We start from the raw sequence: 22391 nt of genomic DNA on the forward strand, positions 1-22391 counted from the left end.
CCACCCGATCGCTTCGCGACCGGGGGGCCGACACAGTCGGAGCGCGCAAACGTCGCATCGATCAATACCCGACCGTAAACCGCTGCCGGACGTGTTTCGGCGTCTCCACCTCGTCCACCAGGGCGACCGCGTAATCCTCCGTGCTGATGCGGCTGTTGCCGTCGGCGTCGAGCAGGAGGTCGTCCTGGCCGAGGCGGAAACGGCCCGTGCGCTCGCCGGGGGCGATCACGGCCGACGGTGACAGGAACGTCCAAGCCAGACCGGGCTCGGCTTTCAACCGCTCCAGGAACGCGCCGCCTTTCCGGGCCTCCGCCAGATAGGCTTCCGGGAAGCCGGGCGTCTCGACGAGCGCCGCGCCGGATGGAGTCTTGAGGCTTCCGGCGCCGCCGACCACCACATAACGCGGCACGCCGGATTGGCGGACGGCTGCGATCAGGAGCTCCGGATCGCTGTCGCTGAAATGCACAGCGCTGATGATCACGTCGTGACCCCGCATGAGATCGGCGAGGCCGTCCCGATCGAACACGTCTCCGGCTTTCGGCGTCACGCCCGGCCGGGCGGGCACCTTGTCGATGTTGCGAACGATCGCCGTCACCTCATGGCCTCGGCTGAGAAGTTCGGCCAGAACCCGGGAGCCCACATGGCCGGTCGCTCCGATCAATGCCACTTTCATCGTCTTGTCCTCGTCGGTTACCAGAAGTGACTTGATGGCGATTTGGTGATTTACTGTAAAGAAGGCACTTGAGGCTCACCTGGTTACCGCTGAGAAACCCTAGCGGGATCTGGGCCTCCGATGGAGCGAGCGCGCCATGGATGCACCCAACCCCTACGCGGCCACCTGCCCGACCCGGCAGCTTCTCGACCGCATCGCCGACAAGTGGACGGTGTTGCTGCTCAGCCTGCTGAATGACGGCCCCATCCGTTTCAACCAGTTGCGTCGCCTGATCGAAGGCATCTCGCAGAAGATGCTGTCCCAGACCCTGCGCAAGCTGGAGCGCGACGGTCTCGTGGCGCGCAAGGTCATCCCCACCGTACCGGTGACGGTCGAATATTCGCTGACGCCGCTGGGTGAAACGTTGACCCGCACCATCGATCCTTTGATCCACTGGGCCGAGACCCACATGAGCGCCGTGAACGACGCCCAGAAGCTATACGACCGCACGGCGCGGGGCTGAACCTCTTTATCGGGACACGCGAAACAATCGAGTCGCGGGGACGTTGGCCTGCCATTCCCAGCAGGAGAACGCTTCATGTCCCGTCGTCTCGTCACAGCCGGCTTCATCGCCGCCATCATGGCCGCCCCGGCCTTCGCCCAGGGGGTCACGCAGAACCAAGGCATCACCCAGCCGGCCACGCCCCAGCCGGCTGAGACCCAGGTGAACCAGGGCCTCGGCGCCAATGCGGCGCAGCGCGAGCAGAGGGTTCAGCAGGGCGGCGCCCCACAGGATACCGGCACGCCCATGCGCCAGGGCCAGAACGCCAGCGCGCCCGCCCAGATGGGCCAGCAGCAGAGTCAGGCCGACATGCAGTACGTCCAGCAAACGCTGGCGGCCGGAACCGTCTCCCTGCAGCAATCGAACTTCGCCCTTGCCAAGGCGCAGCATCCGCGCGTGAAGGAATTCGCCAATTTCGAGGTGGCCGAGCAGAACACGCTCGCGGATGTGATGCGCTCGTTCTCCGAACCGTCGAGCACCGCCTCGACCTCGCCGGGGGCCCGCCAAGCCGCCTCCACGGCCCCTGAGCTGCCCGCCGCGGACGCGGCCGTGATGGAGAAGCTCTCCAAGGCCCAGCCGGGCGCCGCCTTCGACAAGGACTACGTGGCGGCGCAGATCGACGGCCACCGCAAGCTCTTGGCCGTCCAGGAGACCTACATGAAGAACGCGAGCGGCAATCGTGAGGCCCTGAACGTTGCCAAGCTCGCGAGCGGCCAGATCAAGGAGCACATCACCATGCTCCAGGACTTGCAGAAGGAACTCGGCCGCTAAGACCAAGCCCGGCCCCGCGATCGTCGCGGTGGAGGCCCCGCGATCGTCGCGGGGCCGGAACGCCTGCCCCGGACGGGGCGTTGCCCTCTCATGATGCGGGCATGTGGCCCGCCAACAGCCGAAGAGAGGAAGCCGAACGATGGCGAACGATAAACGCGGAAGTGTTCCCGAGCCGGACGTGGACGAGGTTCTCGACGAGTTGGCCGCCGACGAAAGCGAAGACTTCATCGCCGGTCCGACGGCCCGCAATGCGGCGGGCGACACCAAGCGTGCGGCCGCCAAGGCCACGGGACTCATGGGCGCCTCGAAGAAGATCGATCCCGATCTCCTGGTGGACCCGGAAGGCGATCGCGTCAAAAGCGGGTCGAATGCCGGTATTCACGGTTTCAACGAGTTGCCGGAAGATGGGTCGGAACCGGTGCGTTTGACCCTGACCAACGAGGAGATCGCCGAGAGCGTGCCCACGACGGCCCTCAAGAGCCCCGCCCAGCGGGCCGCCCAGACCGAGGCCTCCACCGGGGTGCAGCCCAGAGGGTCGGCCATGGACCGGGCGCGGGTTCCGGCGCCGGGCAATATCGTGGACGTTCCCAAAGGCATGCTGGTGCGCGGCCACCCCACTGCCAGCCAGGCCGGCGGCAAATCCACCTCGTCCACGGGGGACGGGAAGCCGGCGAAGCGTTCCACGGGCGGCGAAGGCTCGAAGGGCTGAGGTTCGGACACACGAGAGCTTGACCGGGGGAGGCGAAAGCTTCCCCCGGTCCTATACGGAAGGCACATCGACAGGGTAGCGCCTCGGCCTTATGGATCGTGGGACCGAACGATCCGAAAGCTTGAGGAAATGCCATGGATAGAAGAACGATCCTGAAGGGCGCGGGACTGGCTGCCGTCTCCGGCGCCGTCGCGTCCCCCGCCATCGCCCAGTCCCAGCCCACCCTTCAATGGCGCATGCCCTCCGCCTACCCGAAGAGTCTCGACACGCTCTTCGGCGCCGGCGCCCACGTGGCCCGCCGGGTGGCGGAGATGACGGACAACAAGTTCCAGATCCAGGTTTTCGCGGCTGGCGAGATCGTGGGCGGCCTCCAGGTCTTCGACGCGGTGCAGAACGGCGCCGTCGAATGCGGCTTCACCCTGTCGAGCTATAACATCGGCAAGGACCCCACCTTCATGTTCGACACGTCCGTGCCGTGGGGCATGAACGTGCGCCATCATCAGGCATGGCAGCAATTCGGCGGCGGGCTGCAGCTCATCCGCGAATTTCTCAAGGACTACAACGTCACGTCCATTCCGGCGGCGCAGACCGGCGCCCAGATGGGCGGCTGGTTCCGCAAGGAAATCACCTCGGTCGCCGACCTGCAGGGGCTGAAGTTCCGCATTGCGGGCATGGGCGGCCAGATCATGCAGAAGCTCGGCGTGGTGCCGCAGGTTCTCGCGGGCGGCGACATCTACCCGGCGCTCGAGCGCGGCACCCTCGACGCGGTGGAGTTCTCCGGTCCCTACGACGACGAGAAGCTCGGCTTCGTGAAGGTCGCGAAATATTACTATTATCCGGGCTTCTGGGAGGGATCGGCCCAACCGTCGGTCTTCGTCAACCTGGACAAGTGGAACGCGCTGCCGGCGAGCTACAAGGCGATCCTGGAGACCGCCTGCGCCGAGGCCAACGCGGCCTGCATGGCGAAGTACGACGCCGAGAACGCGGATGCGATCAAGCGCCTCGTGGCGCAGGGCGCGGTGCTCAAATCCTTCCCGCGCGACGTGATGGAGGCCTCCTACAAGGAAGCCTACAAGCATTACAACGACATTGCCGCGACCAATCCCAAGTTCAAGAAGATCTACGACAACTGGAACGCCTTCCGCGAGAAGGAGTCCACCTGGTTCCGCATCGCCGAGCTGCCGTTCGACGTGTTCACGTCCAACCAGGCCGCGCAGCCGCGCTGAGACTGGGTCCCTCCCATGCAGAGGCGGCGCATCCGGGATGCGCCGCCTTTTCCGTTGCAGGGATCGGAGTCCCGCTTAGCGCGTTGACCCCGGGAAGGGCTCGAGGCGGCCCAGCTTGGAGACGCGACATGCAGGACAAGAAGCAGAACGAGCAGGCTTCTCAGAAGGAAGGCGGCGAGAAGGACAAGAAGCTGCCGGAAAACTCGAAGGACAATCTCGACGACAAGCTCGACCACGGCGTCGAGGAGACCTTCCCGGCAAGCGATCCGGTTTCGGTGAAGATCACCAAGTAGTTGCCCTGCCGCATTCTAGTTTGCGAAACCTCATCCTGAGGGAATGGCGAAAGACGTTCGTCTCGAAGGATGGTTCCAGTGCTCTCTGGACCCTCCTTCGAGACGTCGCTTTCGCGGCTCCTCAGGGTGAGGTTGTGTCGGGTGAGGAGGCTCTCAAGCCCGGCTCGCAACCGCCACCCCGAGCGCCGCAACACCCATGCCGACGATCTGCAGGACAGTGAGCGTTTCGCCGAAAAGCCCGTAAGCCATTAGGGCCGCGACCGGAGGAACCAGATAGAGGAGGGTCGCGACCCCGACGACCGCTCCCTGGCGGATGAGGAACAGCAGCAGCCCGATCGCTCCGATCGACAGCCCGAATACCGCCCAGATCAGCCCGATCCAGAGCGGCAGGGTGAAATCGAAGCTCCATTGCTCCGTGAGCAGAACCACCGGCAGCGTCACGAGGGCGGCGCCCAGATATTGAATGACCGCGTTCACCCGCAGGTCCACCCCGCCCCCCGTGCGTTTCTGCCAGATCGTTCCCAGCGTGATCGACAGCATCCCGAACACGGCCACCAGCAGGGGGACAGGTGGCACGTCCGTTCCGAGCTTCGGCGCAACCACGAGGCAGGCGCCCAGGAATCCGATGCCGATGCCGAGCCAGCGCCGGGGCGTGACCCGCTCTCCCAGCAAGGGCCCCGCCAGCATGCCCGTCACCAGCGGCTGGAGGCCCGCGACGAGCGCCGAGATCCCGGCTGGCAGGCCGTGGCGCACGGACCAGAACACCGCCCCGAGGTAGCATCCGTGGAGCAGGATTCCGGCCACCATGCCGTCCCGCCACGTCCGGGCATCCCTGGGCCAGGCCGCTCCGGCGGCCAGCACGATCCCGGCCAGCACCGCCCCGGCCAGCACGTAGCGCACGAACAGGAAGGTCAGGGGCTCCGCATGAGGCGCCACGAGCCGCGCCACGATGAACCCCGTGGCCCAGATGAGCACGAAAAGCGGCGGGGCGAGGCGGGTGAGAGGACCGGACGGCATGGCCCGACGCTTAGGACCATTCCGGCGCCGGGGCAATTGCGGAGATCGTCCTTGTTCAATAGTGCTGAGGACGGAGTTCCCCGACGGGGCACGGCTTGCCGGCGCTGCCCCAAGCGCCATCTCCCCCTGCCGGAGAGTTTGTTTGCGACGCTTGCGCCTCTATACCGAGATCCTCGGCATCACCATGCACCGTTTCGTCATGCACGACGCTTGGGCGATCGCGAGCCATATCGCGCTCTCGGTGCTGACCTCGTTCTTCCCGTTCCTGATCCTGCTCACGGCGCTGGCCAGCCTGTTCGGCACCGGGTCCCTGGCGGACGAGGCCGCCGACATCATCCTGGAGGCCTGGCCGCGCGAGGTGGCGGAGCCCATCGCCAACGAGGTGCACCGCATCCTCACGGGGCGGCGCAGCGACGTGCTGACCCTCGGCCTGGTGCTCGCGCTTTATTTCGCGTCGAGCGGGGTCGAGAGCCTGCGGGTGGGCCTCAACCGGGCCTACGGGTTGCGGGAGACCCGCGCGTGGTGGCTGACGCGGCTCGAATCCATCGCCTTCGTCATCGGCGGCGCCTTCGTGATGCTGGCGCTGGCTCTCCTCGTGGTGCTCGGGCCCTTCGTGTGGCGGGCGGCCTTGCGCTGGGTGCCGGCGCTCCAGACCTTCGGGAACGTGGTGGACCTGTTCCGGTTCGGCGTCGCCACCCTGGTCATCGTGTCCGGCCTGCTCGCGGCCCACAAGCTCGTGCCGGCGGGGCGGCGAACGCTCTGGTCCGTGTTGCCGGGGGTGGGCGTCACCCTCCTGTTGTGGCTTCTCGGCGGCATCGCGTTCGGATGGTACCTGGAATTCTATCCCGGCGCCTACGCGTCCACCTACGGGGGCCTCGCCACCGCCATGGTGGCGCTGATCTTCCTCTATACGCTGGGCGCCATCTTCCTGTTCGGCGGCGAATTGAACGGCACCATCATCATCGCCAAGCGGCGGCGGCTGCACAAAGAGGCCGCGACGGCCCCGTTCAACGACGTGATCAAGGCGCCTTAAGACAGGATCCCACCTCCCGCCGACCTCATCCCGAGGAGCCTGAGCACCATATCGAACACTCTCGCCCTCATCCTGAGGAGCCGCGTTAGCGGCGTCTCGAAGGAGGGCTCCAGCGGAGTGTTTCCAGTGCCAACTGGACCATCCTTCGAGACGAATGGCTGCGCGGGCCCTCAGGATGAGGTCGTGGGATTGGCGGAACGGAGAACGAAAAAGGCCGGGCAATCGCCCGGCCCTTTCCATGCTCTGCAAAACGCTCAGCCCGCGATGCGGTACTTGATGAAGCCCTCGGGCGCGTCGCCCATCTTCTCCACCTTGATGCCGGCGGGCTGGTAGGCGGCTGCATTCGGGCCCGTGACGAAGACCGTGGTGACGCTCGACGGGGGCGGCACGAGCGACCAGGAGCCGTCCGCCTTGGGCGAGACTTCCTTGCGCTCGACGATGTAGCGCATGATGGCGTCGCGGGTGAGATCGGGGGCCTCGAACACGATGGTCTTGCCGTCGTTGCCGGGGAAGTTGCCGCCGCCGCCCGCGCGGTAGTTGTTGGTGGCGACCACGAATTCCTGGTCGTCCTTCACGGGCACGCCCTTGTAGGTCAGGTCCTTGATGCGATGGGCATCCGGGGCGACCAGCTTGCCGTCATTGTCGTAGCGCGAGGGTTGCGTCGGGTCGATCTTGTACTGGACGCCCGCGATGACGTCGAAGTTGAAGGCCGGGAATTTTGGGTTGATGAGCTCCTGCTCGCCGCCCTTGGCCGGGTCGATCTGGTTGTAGATGCCCGCCGAGCGCTCCAGCCACTCGCGCACCTGGCTTCCTGTGATCTTCACCGCCCGCACGGTGTTCGGGTAGATGTAGATGTCCGCCATGTCCTTGATGGCGAGCGGGCCGGGCTTGATGTCGGTGAAGTAGTTCGGGCCGCCGCGCCCGCCCGCCTTGAAGGGCGCCGCCGCCGAGAGGAGCGGCAGGTCCTTGTAGGGCGTGTTCTTGAGCTGGTCGGCCAGATACCAGGTCTGCGCATCGGCCACGATCTTCACCGAGGCGTCGTCGGAGATCAGCGCGAAATAGGAATGGATCGGGACCGCCGTGGTGCCGACCGGCTCGCGCACGTATTTCAGCGTCGCGTCGTGATCGCCTTGCGCCGCCGCCATCACGGCGGCCTCCGACTCGACCTTCGGCACGACCTTGCGGTCGACGCGGTCGTAGATCGGGCGCGCCTCGGTCTTGAAGTCCGCCACCTTCCAGGCATTGCCCTCCTTCACGAGGTCGAGGTCGATCACGCCGAGGTGGCTGCCCCAGAAACCCGCCATGACGGCGGGCTTGCCGTTGAGGGTGCCCTTCTGGGGATCCACGCCCGGAATGTTGGCGAATTCCTTGCCGCCCGGGAAGGTGAAATGCTGATGGCCCGTGAGAATCACATCGATGCCGTCGACCTTCGACAGGAAGAGCGCCGCGTTCTCCTCGCCCCCTTTACGCTCGCCGCCCGCGATGCCGGAATGGCAGAGCGCCACCACGATATCGGCGCCCGCCTTCTTGAGGTCCGGCACATGCTTGTTGGCCGCATCCACGATGTCGGTCGTGGTGGCCTTACCGTCGAGATGGGCCTTGTCCCATTGCACGATCTGCGGCGGCACGAAGCCGATCACGCCCACCTTGATCTTTTGCTTGGCGCCCGCCTCGTCCGTGACCTCGCGGTCGAGGATGAGCCAGGGCTTCTGCAGCAACTCGCCGTTGGCCTTGGTGACGTTGGCGCAGACCAGCGGGAATTTGGCGGCCCCCAGGGCATTCTGCAGGAAGTCGAGGCCGTAATTGAACTCGTGGTTGCCGAGCGTGCCGCAATCGTAGTTCAGGGTGTTCATGGCGGCCACCATGGGGTGCACGTCGCCGGGCTTCATGCCCTTGCGGTAGGCGATGAAATCTCCCAGCGGCGAGCCCTGGATCAGGTCGCCGTTGTCGAACAGCAGGCTGTTCTTGGCCTCACCGCGCGCGGATTTCACGATGGTGGCGGTGCGGGCCAAACCCACCGTATCGTCGGCCGCGTCGCGATAATAATCGTAGGGGAAGATATTCACGTGGAGATCGGTGGTCTCCAGGATGCGAAGCTTCACGGTCGGGTCGGCCGCGAAGGCGGCGCGAGGGAGAGCCACGGCTGCCGCGGCGGCAGCGCCCGTCTGGAGGGCGCGGCGGCGTGAGATGCTGATGGACGACATGAGGTGATCCCCTGAAACAAAGTTCTCTTTGGTCTCAGGAGAACACAACTTTCATGACAAGATCAACACGTCGTTTCAGGCGGACCGCAGGGCCGCGTCGAGATCGGCGAACAGATCGTCCGGGTCCTCCAGGCCCGTGGACAGGCGCAGCAGGTCCGGCGGGCATGGGGTGCCGGGCCCCTCGATGGAGGCCCGGTGCTCGATGAGGCTCTCGACGCCCCCCAGCGAGGTGGCGCGCTTCCACAGCCCGACGCGGGCGGCGGTCTTCACGGCGGCCGCCTCCCCGTCGGTGAGCTGGATCGACAGCATGTAGCCGAAGCCGTTCTCCATCTGGCGCGCCGCCACGTCGTGGCCCGGATGCTGGGGCAGGCCCGGATAGAGCACCCGGGCGACCTTGGGATGGGCCGAGAGCCGCTCGGCCAGCGCCATGGCGCTCTTGGCCTGAGCCGCCGTGCGCACATGGAGCGTGCGCATGCCGCGCATGAGCAGGTAGGCCTCGAAGGGGCCCAGAACCGCGCCGCCCATCTTGCGGATCGACACGATCTTCTGCCAGAAATCGTCGGCCTTCCGGCCCGCCAGGGCTCCGGCGATCACGTCCGAATGGCCGTTCAGCACCTTGGTGGCCGCATGCATGACGATGTCGGCCCCGAGGCTCAGCGGGCGGGTGTGGATCGGCGAGGCCGTGGTGGAATCCACCGCGAGCTGCGCTCCCGCCGCATGGGCGATCTCGGCAGCAGCGGCGATGTCCGTAATGGTCCAGAGAGGGTTCGACGGGGTCTCGATCCAGACGAGCTTGGTGCGGCCGGGCATCACCGCGGCCCTAAGGGCGTCAAGATCGTCCGTCTCGACGAAATCGACCCCTAGTCCCCAGCGCGTCGCCTCCGTCATCAGCCAGCTCCGCAGGGCCCAGTACATGACCTTGGAGGCGACGATGTGATCGCCGGGATTGAGCGCCTGGAACACGGCGGTGGCCGCCGCCATCCCGGACGAGAACAGGAGCGCGCCGGCCTCCGCCTCCTCCAGCATCGCCAAAACGGCCTCGGCCTCGCGGGTGGTGGCATTGTCGGGGCGGCCGTACACGTAGCCCGACGAATAGGCGTTGTCCTCGTCGCGGATATAGGTGGTCGCCACATGGATCGGCATCACCACCGCCTTCGTGACCGGGTCCACATGCCCCATGGCTTGAGCCGCGAGGCTGCGCTTGGACCAGCGGGAGGACGGGGACGACATGAGGCTTCTCCAGAAAGGGCGCCCGGTTCTCCGCCGGAACGTGCCGCAACGCAAGAGGTGAATGCTCAAGCCTTTCAATCAGACCCACGGCACGCCTTGACGATTCCCGCCATCGCTCAACATGAGGGGCAAAGTTTCGCGTCAGGAAAACCCATGCCGTCCGGCCCCGTCACCCTGAACCATCAGCCGACGCCGCCCCTGTGGCGCTTCCTGATCGCGGTGCTGCCCGTGGCGGCGGCGGGGTTTCTCGGCAGCATCGCCACCACGCCGAACATCCCGACCTGGTACGCGACCCTCGTGAAGCCCGGCTTCACGCCGCCGAACTGGCTTTTCGCGCCGGTCTGGACCTTGCTTTATGTGATGATGGCCTATGCGGTCTGGCGCATCCTGTCGCTGCCCGCCGACACCCCTGGACGGCGCGGCGCCGTGACGGCCTTCTTCGCGCAGCTCGCCCTGAACGCGCTCTGGTCCTGGGCGTTCTTCGCCGCCCATAGCCCGATGGCGGGGCTCGCGGTCATCCTGGCGCTGATCGCCGCCCTGCTGGTGACGATCCGGCGGTTCTGGGCGCTGGATACAGTGGCGGGCGCCCTGCTGGTGCCTTATCTCGCCTGGGTGTCCTACGCGACGGCGCTGAATGCCGCCGTCTGGTATCTGAATCGCTGAGGGAGCTGAGGCTTGGCCTCAGGTCTTGGCCTCGTCGAACAGGCCGGGATTCTTGTCGAGGAAGTCGAGCACGCCCACGAAGGGCAACTGCCGGTAGGAATGGGCCACGTCCATGCCGTAGCCCACCACGAACACGTCCGGACAGGTGAAGCCCACGTAATCCGCATGGATGGTGACGGCGCGCTTGCCGGGCTTTTCCAGGAGCACGGCGGTCATCACGTTGCGGGCGCCCCGGGCCATGAGCAGGTCCTTGGCGAACACCACGGTGCGGCCGGATTCGAGGATATCGTCCACCAGCAGCACGTCGCGGCCCCGCACGTCGCTCTCCACGTCGCGCAGGATCTCGACCTGGCCCGTGGACACCGTTCCGGTGCGGTAGCTCGACAGGTGCACGAACTCCACCTGGGGCTCGAGGCCGGCCCGGTGCAGGGCCCGGATCAGGTCCGCCGCGAACATGAAGCTGCCCTTGAGCACCGCCACCACCAGGAGGTTCTTCGGCTGGGACTCGGCCACGACCCGCGCGATCTCCTCGATGCGCTGCGCGATGGCCTTCTCGTCGAACAGGACCCGGATGCGGGGCGGCTGGTTCATCGTTCTTCCATACAAGTGATGCGTTCCATCCCAACCACCACGGGTCGCAGCGGAAGTCAAACAGGCAGGGGTAGGTCCCACCGATGCGTCAAATGCCCCGATCCGGCATTTCCTCACGCCTCCGGGCCCCCTGCCCCTTGGCAGCGACCGGGCCCGCATAGGATAAGCATGGCGAATCGAGAATCCGGCCGCGACGCGGCGCGCTAGATCCAGGGGCTTCGTGAAGGCATTCTACGACAGCGATTTCGACGAGGGCCCGGCGCCCACCGTGCATTTCGAGAATGTGGGCGTGCGCTACGGCATGGGCCCCGAGGTCCTGCGTGACCTGACCTTCTCCATCGAGCCGCATTCGTTCCAGTTTCTCACCGGCCCGTCGGGCGCGGGCAAGACCACGCTGCTGCGCCTGATCCTGCTCTCCGTGCGCCCGACCCGGGGCCTCGTGTCCCTGTTCGGACAGGACGTGTCCAAGATCTCCAAGGCGGAGCTCACGGATCTGCGCCGCCGCATGGGCGTGGTGTTCCAGGATTTCCGCCTCCTCGACCACCTGACCACCTACGAGAACGTGGCCCTGCCCCTGCGCGTCCAGGGAAAGGAGGAGGCGAGCTACCGGGCCGAGGTGGTGGAGCTGCTGCGCTGGGTCGGGCTCGGCGACCGCATGCACGTGCTGCCCCCGGTCCTGTCGGGCGGCGAGAAGCAGCGCGCCGCGATCGCCCGCGCCCTCATCGTGCGGCCGGAGCTGCTGCTCGCGGACGAGCCCACCGGCAACGTGGACCCGTCGCTGGCCCGGCGGCTCCTGCGCCTGTTCATCGAGCTCAACCGGCTCGGCACCTCCGTGGTGATCGCCACCCACGACTTCTCCCTCATGGACCAGCTCAACGTCCGCCGCCTCGTGCTCGGCGACGGCCAGCTGCACATCGACGAGTAGGGGCCGCATGAGCGATTCCCCGCGATCCCCAAGCGCCCACTCCAATGGTTCCCACCCCAAGGGTGCATCCGCCAAGGCAACTCAACCTGGCGGCCGCGAGCCGGGGCGCCTGCCCGCCTCGCTCCGGCGCAACGCCCCCCTGGTGCCGGTGGATTCGGCGGGCGGCCGGGCGCTCGCGGCCGTGATCGCGATCCTGACCTTCCTGGCCGCCCTGTGCGCGGGCGGCGCCGAGCTGGTGGCGACGAGCTCCTCCCAGTGGCGCTCGGACGTGGCCCGGGAGGTGACGATCCAGGTCCGGCCCCAGACCGGCCGGTCCATCGACGCGGACGTGGACAGGGCGGCTTCCCTCGCCCGCCAGACCCCCGGAATCGAGAGCGCCCAGGCGTTCACCAAGGCCGAATCCGAGCGGCTCCTGGAGCCGTGGCTCGGCACCGGCCTCGATTTCGGCGACCTGCCCGTGCCCCGCCTCATCGTGGTCAAGCTCCAGCCGGACGTGAAGCCCGATTTCGGTGCCTTGCGCCAAGCCCTGAGCGCGGGGGTGCCCGGCGCGACCCTGGACGACCACGCCCTGTGGGCCTCGCGCCTCTCCACCATGGCCAACACCATCATCGGCATCGGGGTCGTGCTCGTGGTGCTGGTCCTGGTCGCGGCGGGGCTCGCGGTCACCTTCGCGACCCGGGGCGCCATGGCGGGCAACCGCGAGGTGGTGGACGTGCTGCATTTCGTGGGCGCCAACGACGATTACATCGCGCGCGAGTTCCAGCGGCGGTTCTTCCGGCTGGGCCTGCGCGGCAGCGCCATGGGGGCGGGAGCCGCGCTGGCGCTGACGATCCTGCTTGGCGCCCTCGCCGGGTCCTGGAGGGCGAGCCCCGCCGGCGACCAGATCGAGGCCCTGTTCGGGTCCTTCGGCATCGGCTGGCGCGGCTACGGAATCGTTGTTTTCATTGCGCTGATCGTCGCGCTGATCACCGCTCTGGTGTCCCGGCTGACGGTGAGACGCTTTCTTAACGAAACCGGTTGATACTGAAACCATCGATTATGGGTTGCCTCTTCCTCGCCGCATTGTGCAGTATCGTCCACCACGATGAGTTCTCAGTCGCAGAACATAAACACGGCGAACGTGTTGAACGGGGCAGAAGCGCTCGGCTGGGGCTGGGCCTCGCAGGTGGCTCCCTTCATGCATAAGCGCCGTTCCTGGCTGGTCCGAGGAGGCCTCGCGCTCTTCGGGCTCGGGGTGGTCTTCGCCCTTACGGCCATGCTGGGATTCCTGGCCTTCGTGTATTCCCTGGACCGCTTCGAGCGGAAGCCCGAGACCGGCGCCGACGGCATCGTGGTGCTGACCGGCGGCGCGCAGCGGATCGACGACGCCATCAACCTCCTGGCGGAGGGCTATGCCGACCGCCTCCTGATCTCCGGCGTCAACGAGAAGACCAACCGGGAGCAGATCTCCCGCCTCAATCCGGGCCAGCGCCACCTGTTCGATTGCTGCGTTGACCTGGATTACCGCGCCCGCAACACCATCGGCAACGCCATCGAGATCCGCCGCTGGACCGAGCGCAACCATTTCGCCTCGCTCATCGTGGTCACGTCGAACTACCACATGCCCCGCGCCCTGGTGGAGCTGGAGCACGCTTTCCCGAACGTGCAGAAGATTCCCTATTCGGTGGCGGCCACCATCGATCCCCACGATTGGTGGCACAGCGCCTCCACGGCCCGGGTGCTGTTCTCCGAATACGTGAAGCTCCTGGCCGTTTGGGTGCGCACCCGCTTCGAGTCCGATCCGGAGCATTCCAAGGCCGCCAGGATCATGAGCGGCGGCAATCCGCTGATCCAGGTGGCGGAGCCGCTTTAGACATCCGCTTGCAGTTTTCCTAACCTCATCCTGAGGGAATGGCGAAGCCATTCGTCTCGAAGGATGATCGAGTGGAATGTTTCCAGCGCTACCTGAAGCCCTCCCTCGGATCAAGTCCGAGGGCAGGCTCTTCGAGACGCCGCATTCGCGGCTCCTCAGGATGAGGGTGAAGCGCCTAGAAACCGGGTCCCCTTTCGGGAAAAATGCGCTAGAAGAAGCCGCCCGCAGGCGCTCCCGCCCGCCACCTCGTCAGGCCATGCTCGTTCTTCGCTCCCTTCTGTTCAACGTCGCCTTCTACATCAACCTGATCGTCTGGCTGATCCTGCTGATTCCGGGTTTCGTGGTCCCGCGCAAGGCCTTCATGCGTCTGGTCCAGACCTGGGCCAGAACCTCCCTGTGGCTGCTGCGGGTGCTCGCGGGCACCAAGGTGGAGTATCGCGGCCTGGAGCGGATTCCGGCGGGCGGCCTGCTGGTGGCGTCCAAGCACCAATCCCTGTGGGAGACCTTCGCGCTCCTGCCGGTCTTCGACGACCCCACCTTCATCCTCAAGCGGGAGCTGCAATGGATCCCGTTCTTCGGCTGGTACACCTGGAAGGCGGATTGCATCCCGGTGAACCGCAAGGCGGGCTCCCAGGCCCTCGTGGCGATGACCGCCAAGGCCAAGGAGGAGGTCCGGGAAGGCCGCCAGATCATGATCTTCCCGGAGGGCACCCGCCGCCCGGCCGGAGCGCCGCCCGCCTACAAATACGGGGTGTCGCACCTCTATCAGAGCCTGGGCGTGCCCTGCCTGCCGGTCGGCCTCAATTCGGGCCTCTACTGGCCGCGCCGCAAGTTCATCCGGCATCCCGGAACGATTGTGGTGGAAATCCTGGAGCCGATTCCGGTCGGGCTCGAGCGCACCGAGATGTTCCGGATCCTCCAGGAGCGCATCGAGGACTCCTCCAACCGACTCTACGAGGACGGCCGCCGCGAGATCGGCCTGCCGCCTGTTAGCGCCAAAGCCTGAGATCACAACAGATTGAGCCGTCATTGACGACTCACTCCGTCGTTCTTATATTAGGAACAAATGGCGAACAAACGAACCATATCCTGGGCGATGGCGATGCGAGACATGCGCCATGATCGTGCACGGAGAGCGGGAGTGCGAGAGGAACGCTTACGGGCCACGGCGGACCTTCGTCCCAATCCGCCCCTGAGTTCATGGCGCGGTCATTCGGGCCGCCGCTACATCGTGGGCGTTCACGCCCTCGCCGAGAATGCCCTTCTGGACGTGGTGGACGCGGTCTTCCTGGCCGTCCGGCGCGGCCCCGACGGCGAGGCCCGCGTCATCGACGTGGCCGCCGCCGGTTCGACACCCAGCGCCACGGCCCGTACCCGCTGGATGACCCGGGTGCAGTCGCTCGGCGCCAACGAGGTCCATGTCCACCGGCTGGCGGACGGAGACGCGGAGCGCCGCGCCATCGTGGACGATCTGCGGATCGACGAGAACCAAGCCTGCTGAGCCCCTACCGCCCCGCCGATCAATCCGCGATGCCGTCCCGGCCCGACACCGTCATGAGGGTCGCCGTCAGGTAGGCGACGAGCCGCTCCTGCCCGGCCTTCTCGGCGAAGACGTCCGTCTGGGCGAGCGTGAGGGTGCGCCCAGCCTTGACCACCCTCCCCCGCGCCACGATCCAGTCGCCCACGGCCGGGGCCAGGAGGTTGATCTTGAACTCCGTGGTCAGAACCCCCGCATCGGCCGGCATGAGGGTCAGGGCCGCGAAGCCCGCCGCCGTGTCGGCGATGCTCGACACGGCGCCCGCATGAACGAAGCCATGCTGCTGCAGAATCCCGTCGGAGACCGGCAGGGCGATCTCGACCGCGCCGGGGCCGACCCCCGTGATCGTGGCGCCCAGCGTGCTCATGAGGCCCTGCCTGGCAAAGCTCTCCCGCACCCGCCGCTCGGCCTCGGGGCTTGCCTGCAATTTCGAGTTCTCCTGGATCCGGGCGCTCACGCGGGTGTCTCCTCGCAATGTCTTGCCTCAAATGACCGGACGCGGCAGCGTCGAGTCAACTTCAGCGAAAGTCGTGGGGGGTGGTTCCAAGGCGGCCCCGTCCGGTGCAGGATGCCGGGACGCCGAGCCGAGCTTTGCCATGACAGCCTCTTCGACAGACTCTTCGACAGCCGCTTTTCCCGCCATCCAGCGCCTGGGCCCCGCCGACCTCACCCTGTTCCGCCGTATGAACGCCCTGTTCGGCGAAGCCTTCTCGGACCCCGACGCCTACGGGGCCGAGCCGCCGGACGACGCCTATGTGCAGGGCCTTCTGGCCAAGGACCACGTCGCGGCGCTCGTCGCCGTGTCGGAGGGCGCGGTGGTCGGCGCGCTCGTGGCCTATGAGCTGGAGAAGTTCGAGCGGGCCCGGCGCGAGGTCTACATCTACGACCTGGCGGTCGACGAGCGGTTTCGCCGCCGGGGCGTCGCCATGGCCCTCATCGCGCATCTGCGCGGGATCGCGGCCCGGCGCGGCGCCTGGGTGATTTATGTTCAGGCCGATTACGGCGACGATCCGGCCGTCGCGCTCTACGAGAAGCTCGGGACCCGCGAGGACGTGATGCATTTCGACATCCCGGTGAACCCGTGAACCGGACATGATTCGATGATGGGGGAGGATCCTGCGGCATGGCACGGCTGATCTACGCGCTGAACCAATCCCTCGACGGCTACGTCGACCACACGGCCTTTGCGCCCGATCCGGCGCTGTTTCGCCATTTCGTCGACGATGTGCGGGGCCTTGCCGGCATCCTGTACGGCCGCCGCATGTACGAGGTGATGCGCTACTGGGACGACGACCGGCCCGAATGGGACGAAGCCGAGCGCGACTACGCGGCGGCCTGGCGCCGCCAGCCCAAATGGGTCGTGTCGCGCTCGCTCGAATCGGTCGGGCCGAACGCCACCCTCGTGTCCGAGGATGTCGCGGCGGAGGTGCGCGCCCTGAAGGCCCGGCTCGACGGGGTGATCGAGGTGGCCGGGCCCGAACTCGCCGCGAACCTCTCCGATCTCGGCCTCGTCGACGAGTACCGGCTCTACGTCCATCCCGTCGTGATCGGCGGCGGCAAGCCGTTCTTCGCCCGCGCCCGGCCGCGGCTGCGCCTCGTGGGGAGCGAGCCGATGAGCGGGGACGTGATCCGGCTGACCTACGTTCCGGCCTAGCCCGCCCCGGCGTCCGGCTCCAGGGCCGCCATGATCCGCGCCAGCAGGGGATCGGTCACGCCCATGGCCTCGAGGTGCTCGTGGGTGGAGCGCACGTAGTCCACGTTGGCGCCCGAGACGCCCTGGCCCTGGCGCACGTGCTCGACCACGTCCTCGAAGGAGAGGCCGCTGGCATATTGCGCGTGGCGCCGGTCGACCACGTAGGCCAGCGCCCGCACGCTCTCGCGGCCCTCGAGCCGCACGGGCAGCCGGCGCTCGAGATAGACCGACGTCACCTGCTCGCGCTCGCGCAGGTACTGCACCGTGGCCGCGGCCTCGGCGGCCGCCACCCGGAACGCCACCCCGTGGCAGCGCCCGCCCCGGTCGAGCCCCATCACGAGGCCGGGCCGCTCCGGCGTGCCGCGATGGACGTGGGAGAGAACGCACAGCGCCCGGTGGTAGCCGTGCAGGCCCGCGTGGCGCCGCTCCAGGAACGGAAAGCCAGGCCGCCACATGAGCGAGCCGTAGCCGAACACCCACAGATCCTCTGCCAGATCCACTGCCAGATCCTTTGCCGGATCCTTCGTCCCTTGGCTCATGCGCTCATGCCCGAAACCTGCCCCGATCGGGATGTAGCACCGGCCGGCGCCTGTGTCGCAGGGCCGGCGGGAGCCGTTTCCCCGTCCCGTCATGCTCTAGACCACATTCTCGCAAGTCGATACTGCTCCGGGCATCGAAGTCCGGCATCGACGCTCGCGTCGTCCCAAGGACAGCCAAGCCGACAGGAGACCCCGGATGGACCAAGCCCTCGCCGAGCCGCAGCGCCGTTCCGGCCGCTTCTGGCTCTACACGCCCTTCGTGATCCTGATCCTCGTGGCGATCGCCTGGAGCGCGGCCTGGTTCTACATCCGCAACCGCGCCGTGGAGGCCCTCGACGGCTGGCTCGCCGTGGAGGCCCGCGCCGGGCGGCAATGGACCTGCCAGGACCAGCGCGTGGGCGGCTATCCGTTCAACATCGAATTGTCCTGCGCGTCCCTCAACCTGAAGCAGGGCGCCATCACGGGAACGCTGGGGGGCTTCCGCTCCGTGGCGCAGGTCTACCAGCCGCGCTTCATCATCACGGAGATCGACGGGCCCCTTCAGATGACCGACGGCGTCGCCACCCTGAGGGGCACCTGGGACCTCCTGCAATCGAGCGTGCACGGCACCCCGAACGGCCTGCAGCGGGCCTCCGTGGTGGCCGAGAATCCGAGCGTCACGATTTCCGGTCTCGGGCCGGCGGACCTGACATCCTCGAGCCAGCACCTGGAGCTGCATCTTCGCCCCAGCCCGGCCCGCGCCCAGGGAAACTCCCAGAACGGAAACTCCCAGAACGGAAGCACCCCAACGGGAGCGCAAGCGGGGCCCCAAGCGGGGGCTTATGACGTGGCGCTCAGCACCCGCCAGACCAAGATCCCGGTCCTCGACGCCCTCGTGGGCGGCGGAGAGGCCACCGACATCCAATTCGACGGCACCGTGACCCAGGCGGCGGGCTTCCGGGGACGGCCCGTGGCCGAGGAGCTCGAGCGCTGGCGCAACGCGGGTGGCAAGCTCGACGTGCTGATGCTGTCCCTGGCCAAGGGCACCCGCCGGGTGGAAGCCAAGGGCGAGATCGGCCTCGACGCCCTGCACCGGCCGGCGGGCCAGCTCAGCGTGTCGGCGGCGGGCCTCGACGGCCTGCTCGGCAACGTGGTGGGCGGACGGGCGGGCGGCGCGCTGCTGGGCGCGCTCTTCGGCGGCGGCCGTCAGGCGCAGGGCCAGGCCGACGCCCCCAGGCTCGTGACCCTCCCGCCCCTGTTCCTGGCCAACGGCAAGCTCGCCATGGGCCCCTTCGTGATCCCCAACGTGACCCTGCCGCCGCTTTACTAGGGGCCCTAAGTCCGGCGAGTGACACGGATTGCCAGGGCAAAACGCGTGAACACCCGGCTGCCGGTCGCATTTGTTGAAAGCGCCATACCACAAAGCCGAGGCGCGCGCAGTCCATCGCCCGCGCCGGAGCTTGGCTGCGGCCGAGCACAGTGCGCACACGGTGCGACGGCGAGGTCCGGCCCGATCGACCGTCAGTCAGGCCGGTGCCGGGAAGGTGCGCGAATAGCTGCCGCGCCCGACAACACTGTCAGGATCTAAGTCTCATGGGCTTTCGCCAACATGCCGTTGAAGAAGTGCTTGAACTTCTGAACCTGCTGGGGCCATGACCAATCCTGGATCGAGATCAGGTTCTCGGCCGAGAGCTCATCCAACAAAGACCGCTCGTGATGCAGGCGCCGAAGAGCCTTCTTCAGGTCCTCCTTGGACCGGGAGGCCAGGATGAAGTCCCGCTGCTTCGGGCCGAATGCCTGAGGCACGATTCCGACGTCGGTCGAAATGACAGGCACACCGCAGGCCATCGCCTCGAGCACGGGATTAGGCGTTCCCTCGATCTTGGAAACACAGACGAAGACGTCAATACTTGCGTAATAGTCCGGCATGTCGTGATGCGGGATCATCCGAATCTGGCGGTCGGCGAAATAGCTGTCGAGCGGAATGCCCTCCGCGTTCAACTCGGACAGGGCCGGCTTCAGGATCGTGTGGACTCCCTTGAAATCCTCGATATCTGCAGCCCAGGCGCTGTTGCCGGCCCAACCGACCACCAGCGGCCTGTCCCTGTCCCGTGGGCGCCGGCTGAGGCCTTTCCGGAACCGGTCCAGGTCGACACCGTCAGGGATGAGCATGGATGGCGGCGGATAAGCGGAAATTTCGGAATAGATGTCGTGCAAGCGCTGCGACGACACGGAATATCCTGTGACCGATTGAAACAACGGCGCAAACCGCTCGATATCGTCCGCGCCAAGGAAGAGATGATCGTAGACAGACGTCGTGACGGCCCTGTTTGAGAGGTATCGGTCCCGCAATTCCTGCGTGCTGATGCCGAACTTCGACAGTTCGCCGACGAGGCCGGGGTCTTGAAGAGACAGCGGATCCTGCCGCCAGAAGAAGTGCACCAGATCGTTCTGCTGAAGCAGAGGGAGCAACCTGACCCGTTCGCCGATGTCATAGGACGCCAGAATGTCGAACGCGAAGTCCGACGACAGGTGGGTCACGATTTGATGGGCGATATTATCGAAGGCCCACCCGACCGTATCGACCACCAAGCCAATCTTGGGCCGGGACTTGGCCACGGCGCCGGCGGGTCCGACGGGCTCGCTCACAACCCCCAGCGAGGCTTGTCTCTCGGCAAGCCAGCTCTCCGTGACGTCGTCCCAGAACTTGTAGCCGTATTTCTGTTCCAGATGCTTGGCCGAACGGCGCAGGATGTCGGTGGAGAAACGCTTCTGCTCGTAGGCGACGTCGTTGTCCGTATCCGGCGGCGGATGATCGTGGACCAGCGCTATGGCGCCGGTGGTTCCGACCTTGTAACCGTCCCGGAAAAGGCGAAGCGACAAATCCGTATCCTCGAACCCGATGAACAGCGCCTCGTCGTAGCCTCCGACTCTCTCGAACGAGCTGACCTTGAACACGCAGGACCCGCCGTACATGAACGACGAAAGAAAGCCCGGCCCATCATACGTCTCGACCGCCGTCTGAGGAAACGCGCTCCCGCCCCCGACGGAAACGCTTCCTTGGAGATCGTAGGTGATATGAAGCAGCCCCCCATAGGCAAACAGCGTTTTGTGATCGGGATCGAGCAGGGGGAGGCTCATGAAATGGGCGCCGAGCGCTCCGATGTCCTGCTGCAGACGCTGCAATGGGTTCGAAAGGAAGTAGATGTCGTTGTCGAGACACATCAACCATTCGGTGGCGACATGGGGAATCGTGGCGTTCCGCCCTCCTCCGACGCCGTGATTTTTCTCCAGCTCGATCAACCGCGTGCGATAAGGCTGACGCGCCAGGATCTGGCGAAGCTGCTCCAAGGCCTCGGGCGTCGATCCGTTGTCGACCGCGAGCACCTCCCCGGCGAAGTCTGGGATGTGCTTTGCGATCGAGTCGCAGAGGCGCTCCGAGAGATTGACCCGGTTGAGGGACAGAAACGAGATCGTCAGATTGCTCCCGGAGTTCCCGATATTCGCACCGCGCCGGGCCACGAAGTCGCCTGCCAAGAAAGTGTTCAGGCGATGGGAAACGAAGGGGATTGAATGTGTATCGGCAAGATGTCTCGGACGCTCGACGCTCATCGCTTACTTTGCCTTGAGGGTACGCACGAGTTTACGAACGAGGTTCAGGGCCGGCGACGGGATCTTCCGACGCACGGCTTTATAGGCGGACACAACTCGCCACGGAACCGTATCGACCGTATGACTCAGCATATGATTGCTGGAGGCAAGAAGCTCGTTCTCGTGCTTCAATTCATGGACGAGCTTGTCGGCTGCTCCCAGCCTTTGATTCAAGGCGACGATGTCGTTCCGCAGAATTTTGATGTCGCCTTGGCAGCTTGCGTTCCGATCATGCAAACTGGCGATCTCGTCGGACAGTTGTGTAAAGACCGCCGATGACCGGGAAACGGCGTCACGCAAGATCTCGTTATCGGAGAAAAGAGCTCTCCGGGCCATCTCGGCCCTGCGATAGTCCTGGGTCAGCTGGTCGATCTTTGCCTTGTCGGACAGAGAGGTCGGTGTCGCGAAAGGTCCCGTCTCCAGACTTTTCATCGATGACGGGAAGATCGCGGCGCTGGGCTCCAGATCGTTCGAGCCCCAGACTCCGACGAAGTACGAGCAGAAGCGGGGGTCCGGAGACGTGCTTGCGTCCGGCGGGACCATGACCGTGGCCTCGACGGCCTGATGGTTCATCATCCCGATCTGCTGCATGGTCGGGCCCTGCTGCGAGAAGCCCGGCGTCGTCGTGAACCCGATCGCCAGCCCGCCGAAGCGCCAGGAGCCGGCCCCGAGGACGCCCTCGCAGATCTGCCGACACTCGTCGAAGGTGTATTTCCGCTTGTGGAAGGGATTGCCCTGGTCGGGGTTCGGGTAATACCAGTGATCGTTGGGGCAGCTGATGATGATGACGGCATCATCGGTGGCGAGAGACTGGATTTGCTTCAGGTAGACCGTGGGGTCGTCGAGATGCTCGAACGTCTCCAGGCTGATGATCAGGTTGTACTTCCGGTCGCGGAAGACGGACGCCACCTCTTCGGCCCTTCCGGTGCGGAAGCGGACGCCTTCGCGCTGGAAGTTGCTCTGCGCGGCTTCGATCGCCTCGTCCGAGATGTCGACGCCGTCCACGCTCGCGGCGCCCCAGTCCTTGAGCAGCGCTGCGCCGTAGCCTTCGCCACAGGCCACATCCAAAATATCCTTGCCCCGGCATATCGGCTTGGCGATGGCATAGCGGGCGGTATGAATGGCGGCCTCGAGAGCGGAATAATCGCCTGAGCCGGTGAAAGAAAGCCGTTCCAAATTTGCCTACCTGAAAAAATTTAGACAGCCGGCCTCATGATGAGCGAAGCTGCGAATTTCCAATCTGCCCCTGTTGAGCATATCCCAT

24 protein-coding genes are annotated in these 22391 nt (G+C 66.1%); 15 read left to right on the forward strand and 9 right to left on the reverse strand.

Annotated elements, in window-relative coordinates:
• Positions 1-61: 61 nt before the first annotated feature.
• Positions 62-673: an NAD(P)-dependent oxidoreductase gene (locus ILT42_RS05375; RefSeq protein ID WP_204214286.1), complete on the reverse strand. Its 612-nt coding sequence runs from the start codon at positions 671-673 to the stop codon at positions 62-64.
• Between the two features lie 136 nt (positions 674-809).
• On the opposite strand from ILT42_RS05375, the gene ILT42_RS05380 reads away from it, so the two are divergent.
• The 5 genes from ILT42_RS05380 to ILT42_RS05400 all read left to right on the forward strand — a co-directional run bounded on the left by ILT42_RS05380 (position 810) and on the right by ILT42_RS05400 (position 4213).
• Positions 810-1175, forward strand: coding sequence for a winged helix-turn-helix transcriptional regulator (locus ILT42_RS05380; RefSeq protein WP_204214287.1), 366 nt, complete (start codon positions 810-812; stop codon positions 1173-1175).
• A gap of 75 nt (positions 1176-1250) precedes the next feature.
• Entirely contained in the window at positions 1251-1985 is a 735-nt protein-coding gene (locus tag ILT42_RS05385; RefSeq protein WP_204214288.1) for a DUF4142 domain-containing protein, read from the forward strand.
• 139 nt (positions 1986-2124) lie between these two features.
• Entirely contained in the window at positions 2125-2694 is a 570-nt protein-coding gene (locus tag ILT42_RS05390) for a hypothetical protein (RefSeq protein ID WP_204214289.1), read from the forward strand.
• A gap of 134 nt (positions 2695-2828) precedes the next feature.
• Positions 2829-3920, forward strand: coding sequence for a TRAP transporter substrate-binding protein (locus ILT42_RS05395; protein WP_204214290.1), 1092 nt, complete (start codon positions 2829-2831; stop codon positions 3918-3920).
• A 128-nt stretch (positions 3921-4048) separates the two neighbouring features.
• Positions 4049-4213 (forward strand): hypothetical protein, encoded by a 165-nt coding sequence (locus ILT42_RS05400; RefSeq protein ID WP_204214292.1) that lies wholly within the window; start codon positions 4049-4051, stop codon positions 4211-4213.
• A gap of 153 nt (positions 4214-4366) precedes the next feature.
• Here the strand turns inward: ILT42_RS05400 and ILT42_RS05405 are convergent, their stop codons facing one another.
• Positions 4367-5230, reverse strand: coding sequence for a DMT family transporter (locus ILT42_RS05405; protein ID WP_204214293.1), 864 nt, complete (start codon positions 5228-5230; stop codon positions 4367-4369).
• Between the two features lie 184 nt (positions 5231-5414).
• Here ILT42_RS05405 and ILT42_RS05410 point away from each other — a divergent pair, with 184 nt between their 5' ends.
• Positions 5415-6263 (forward strand): YihY/virulence factor BrkB family protein, encoded by an 849-nt coding sequence (locus ILT42_RS05410; protein WP_229428481.1) that lies wholly within the window; start codon positions 5415-5417, stop codon positions 6261-6263.
• A 254-nt stretch (positions 6264-6517) separates the two neighbouring features.
• Here the strand turns inward: ILT42_RS05410 and ILT42_RS05415 are convergent, their stop codons facing one another.
• Entirely contained in the window at positions 6518-8467 is a 1950-nt protein-coding gene (locus ILT42_RS05415; RefSeq protein ID WP_204214295.1) for a bifunctional 2',3'-cyclic-nucleotide 2'-phosphodiesterase/3'-nucleotidase, read from the reverse strand.
• 75 nt (positions 8468-8542) lie between these two features.
• Positions 8543-9697 (reverse strand): trans-sulfuration enzyme family protein, encoded by a 1155-nt coding sequence (locus ILT42_RS05420; RefSeq protein ID WP_204214296.1) that lies wholly within the window; start codon positions 9695-9697, stop codon positions 8543-8545.
• Positions 9698-9850: 153 nt separating this feature from the next.
• On the opposite strand from ILT42_RS05420, the gene ILT42_RS05425 reads away from it, so the two are divergent.
• The gene (locus ILT42_RS05425; protein ID WP_204214297.1) at positions 9851-10360 is read left to right on the forward strand and encodes a TspO/MBR family protein; all 510 of its coding nucleotides are present in this window, start codon (positions 9851-9853) and stop codon (positions 10358-10360) included.
• A gap of 18 nt (positions 10361-10378) precedes the next feature.
• On the opposite strand, the gene hpt is transcribed toward ILT42_RS05425, so the two are convergent.
• Entirely contained in the window at positions 10379-10951 is a 573-nt protein-coding gene (hpt, locus tag ILT42_RS05430; RefSeq protein ID WP_204214298.1) for a hypoxanthine phosphoribosyltransferase, read from the reverse strand.
• Positions 10952-11171: 220 nt separating this feature from the next.
• Between hpt and ftsE the strand changes: the two genes are divergently transcribed.
• The 5 genes from ftsE to ILT42_RS05455 all read left to right on the forward strand — a co-directional run bounded on the left by ftsE (position 11172) and on the right by ILT42_RS05455 (position 15229).
• A complete protein-coding gene (ftsE, locus tag ILT42_RS05435) occupies positions 11172-11876 on the forward strand; it encodes a cell division ATP-binding protein FtsE (protein WP_204214299.1) in 705 nt (234 codons plus the stop codon).
• A gap of 7 nt (positions 11877-11883) precedes the next feature.
• A complete protein-coding gene (locus ILT42_RS05440) occupies positions 11884-12897 on the forward strand; it encodes a cell division protein FtsX (protein ID WP_204214301.1) in 1014 nt (337 codons plus the stop codon).
• A gap of 156 nt (positions 12898-13053) precedes the next feature.
• Positions 13054-13728, forward strand: a complete 675-nt coding sequence (locus ILT42_RS05445; RefSeq protein ID WP_204214303.1) for a YdcF family protein — start codon at positions 13054-13056, stop codon at positions 13726-13728.
• A gap of 256 nt (positions 13729-13984) precedes the next feature.
• A complete protein-coding gene (locus ILT42_RS05450) occupies positions 13985-14734 on the forward strand; it encodes a lysophospholipid acyltransferase family protein (protein WP_204214305.1) in 750 nt (249 codons plus the stop codon).
• Positions 14735-14869: 135 nt separating this feature from the next.
• Entirely contained in the window at positions 14870-15229 is a 360-nt protein-coding gene (locus tag ILT42_RS05455; RefSeq protein WP_204214307.1) for a hypothetical protein, read from the forward strand.
• A gap of 19 nt (positions 15230-15248) precedes the next feature.
• On the opposite strand, the gene ILT42_RS05460 is transcribed toward ILT42_RS05455, so the two are convergent.
• Positions 15249-15722, reverse strand: a complete 474-nt coding sequence (locus ILT42_RS05460; RefSeq protein ID WP_204214309.1) for a PaaI family thioesterase — start codon at positions 15720-15722, stop codon at positions 15249-15251.
• A gap of 139 nt (positions 15723-15861) precedes the next feature.
• Here ILT42_RS05460 and ILT42_RS05465 point away from each other — a divergent pair, with 139 nt between their 5' ends.
• Together ILT42_RS05465 and ILT42_RS05470 are read left to right on the forward strand one after the other, a co-directional pair.
• Entirely contained in the window at positions 15862-16350 is a 489-nt protein-coding gene (locus ILT42_RS05465; RefSeq protein WP_204214311.1) for an AAC(3)-I family aminoglycoside N-acetyltransferase, read from the forward strand.
• 38 nt (positions 16351-16388) lie between these two features.
• Complete coding sequence (locus tag ILT42_RS05470; protein WP_204214313.1) at positions 16389-16919, forward strand: dihydrofolate reductase family protein; 531 nt, start codon at positions 16389-16391, stop codon at positions 16917-16919.
• Here ILT42_RS05470 and ILT42_RS05475 read toward each other — a convergent pair.
• Positions 16916-17497, reverse strand: a complete 582-nt coding sequence (locus tag ILT42_RS05475) for a gamma-glutamylcyclotransferase (protein WP_204214315.1) — start codon at positions 17495-17497, stop codon at positions 16916-16918. The two genes, ILT42_RS05470 and ILT42_RS05475, sit on opposite strands and share 4 nt — an antisense overlap.
• Positions 17498-17693: 196 nt before the next feature.
• On the opposite strand from ILT42_RS05475, the gene ILT42_RS05480 reads away from it, so the two are divergent.
• Entirely contained in the window at positions 17694-18806 is a 1113-nt protein-coding gene (locus tag ILT42_RS05480) for a DUF2125 domain-containing protein (RefSeq protein ID WP_204214317.1), read from the forward strand.
• A 254-nt stretch (positions 18807-19060) separates the two neighbouring features.
• On the opposite strand, the gene ILT42_RS05485 is transcribed toward ILT42_RS05480, so the two are convergent.
• Together ILT42_RS05485 and ILT42_RS05490 are read right to left on the reverse strand one after the other, a co-directional pair.
• Positions 19061-21013 (reverse strand): glycosyltransferase, encoded by a 1953-nt coding sequence (locus ILT42_RS05485; protein WP_204214319.1) that lies wholly within the window; start codon positions 21011-21013, stop codon positions 19061-19063.
• Positions 21014-21091: 78 nt separating this feature from the next.
• Complete coding sequence (locus ILT42_RS05490) at positions 21092-22303, reverse strand: class I SAM-dependent methyltransferase (protein WP_204214322.1); 1212 nt, start codon at positions 22301-22303, stop codon at positions 21092-21094.
• Positions 22304-22391: the final 88 nt, after the last annotated feature.

This window comes from Microvirga pudoricolor, from assembly GCF_016892705.1.
GTDB lineage: Bacteria > Pseudomonadota > Alphaproteobacteria > Rhizobiales > Beijerinckiaceae > Microvirga > Microvirga pudoricolor.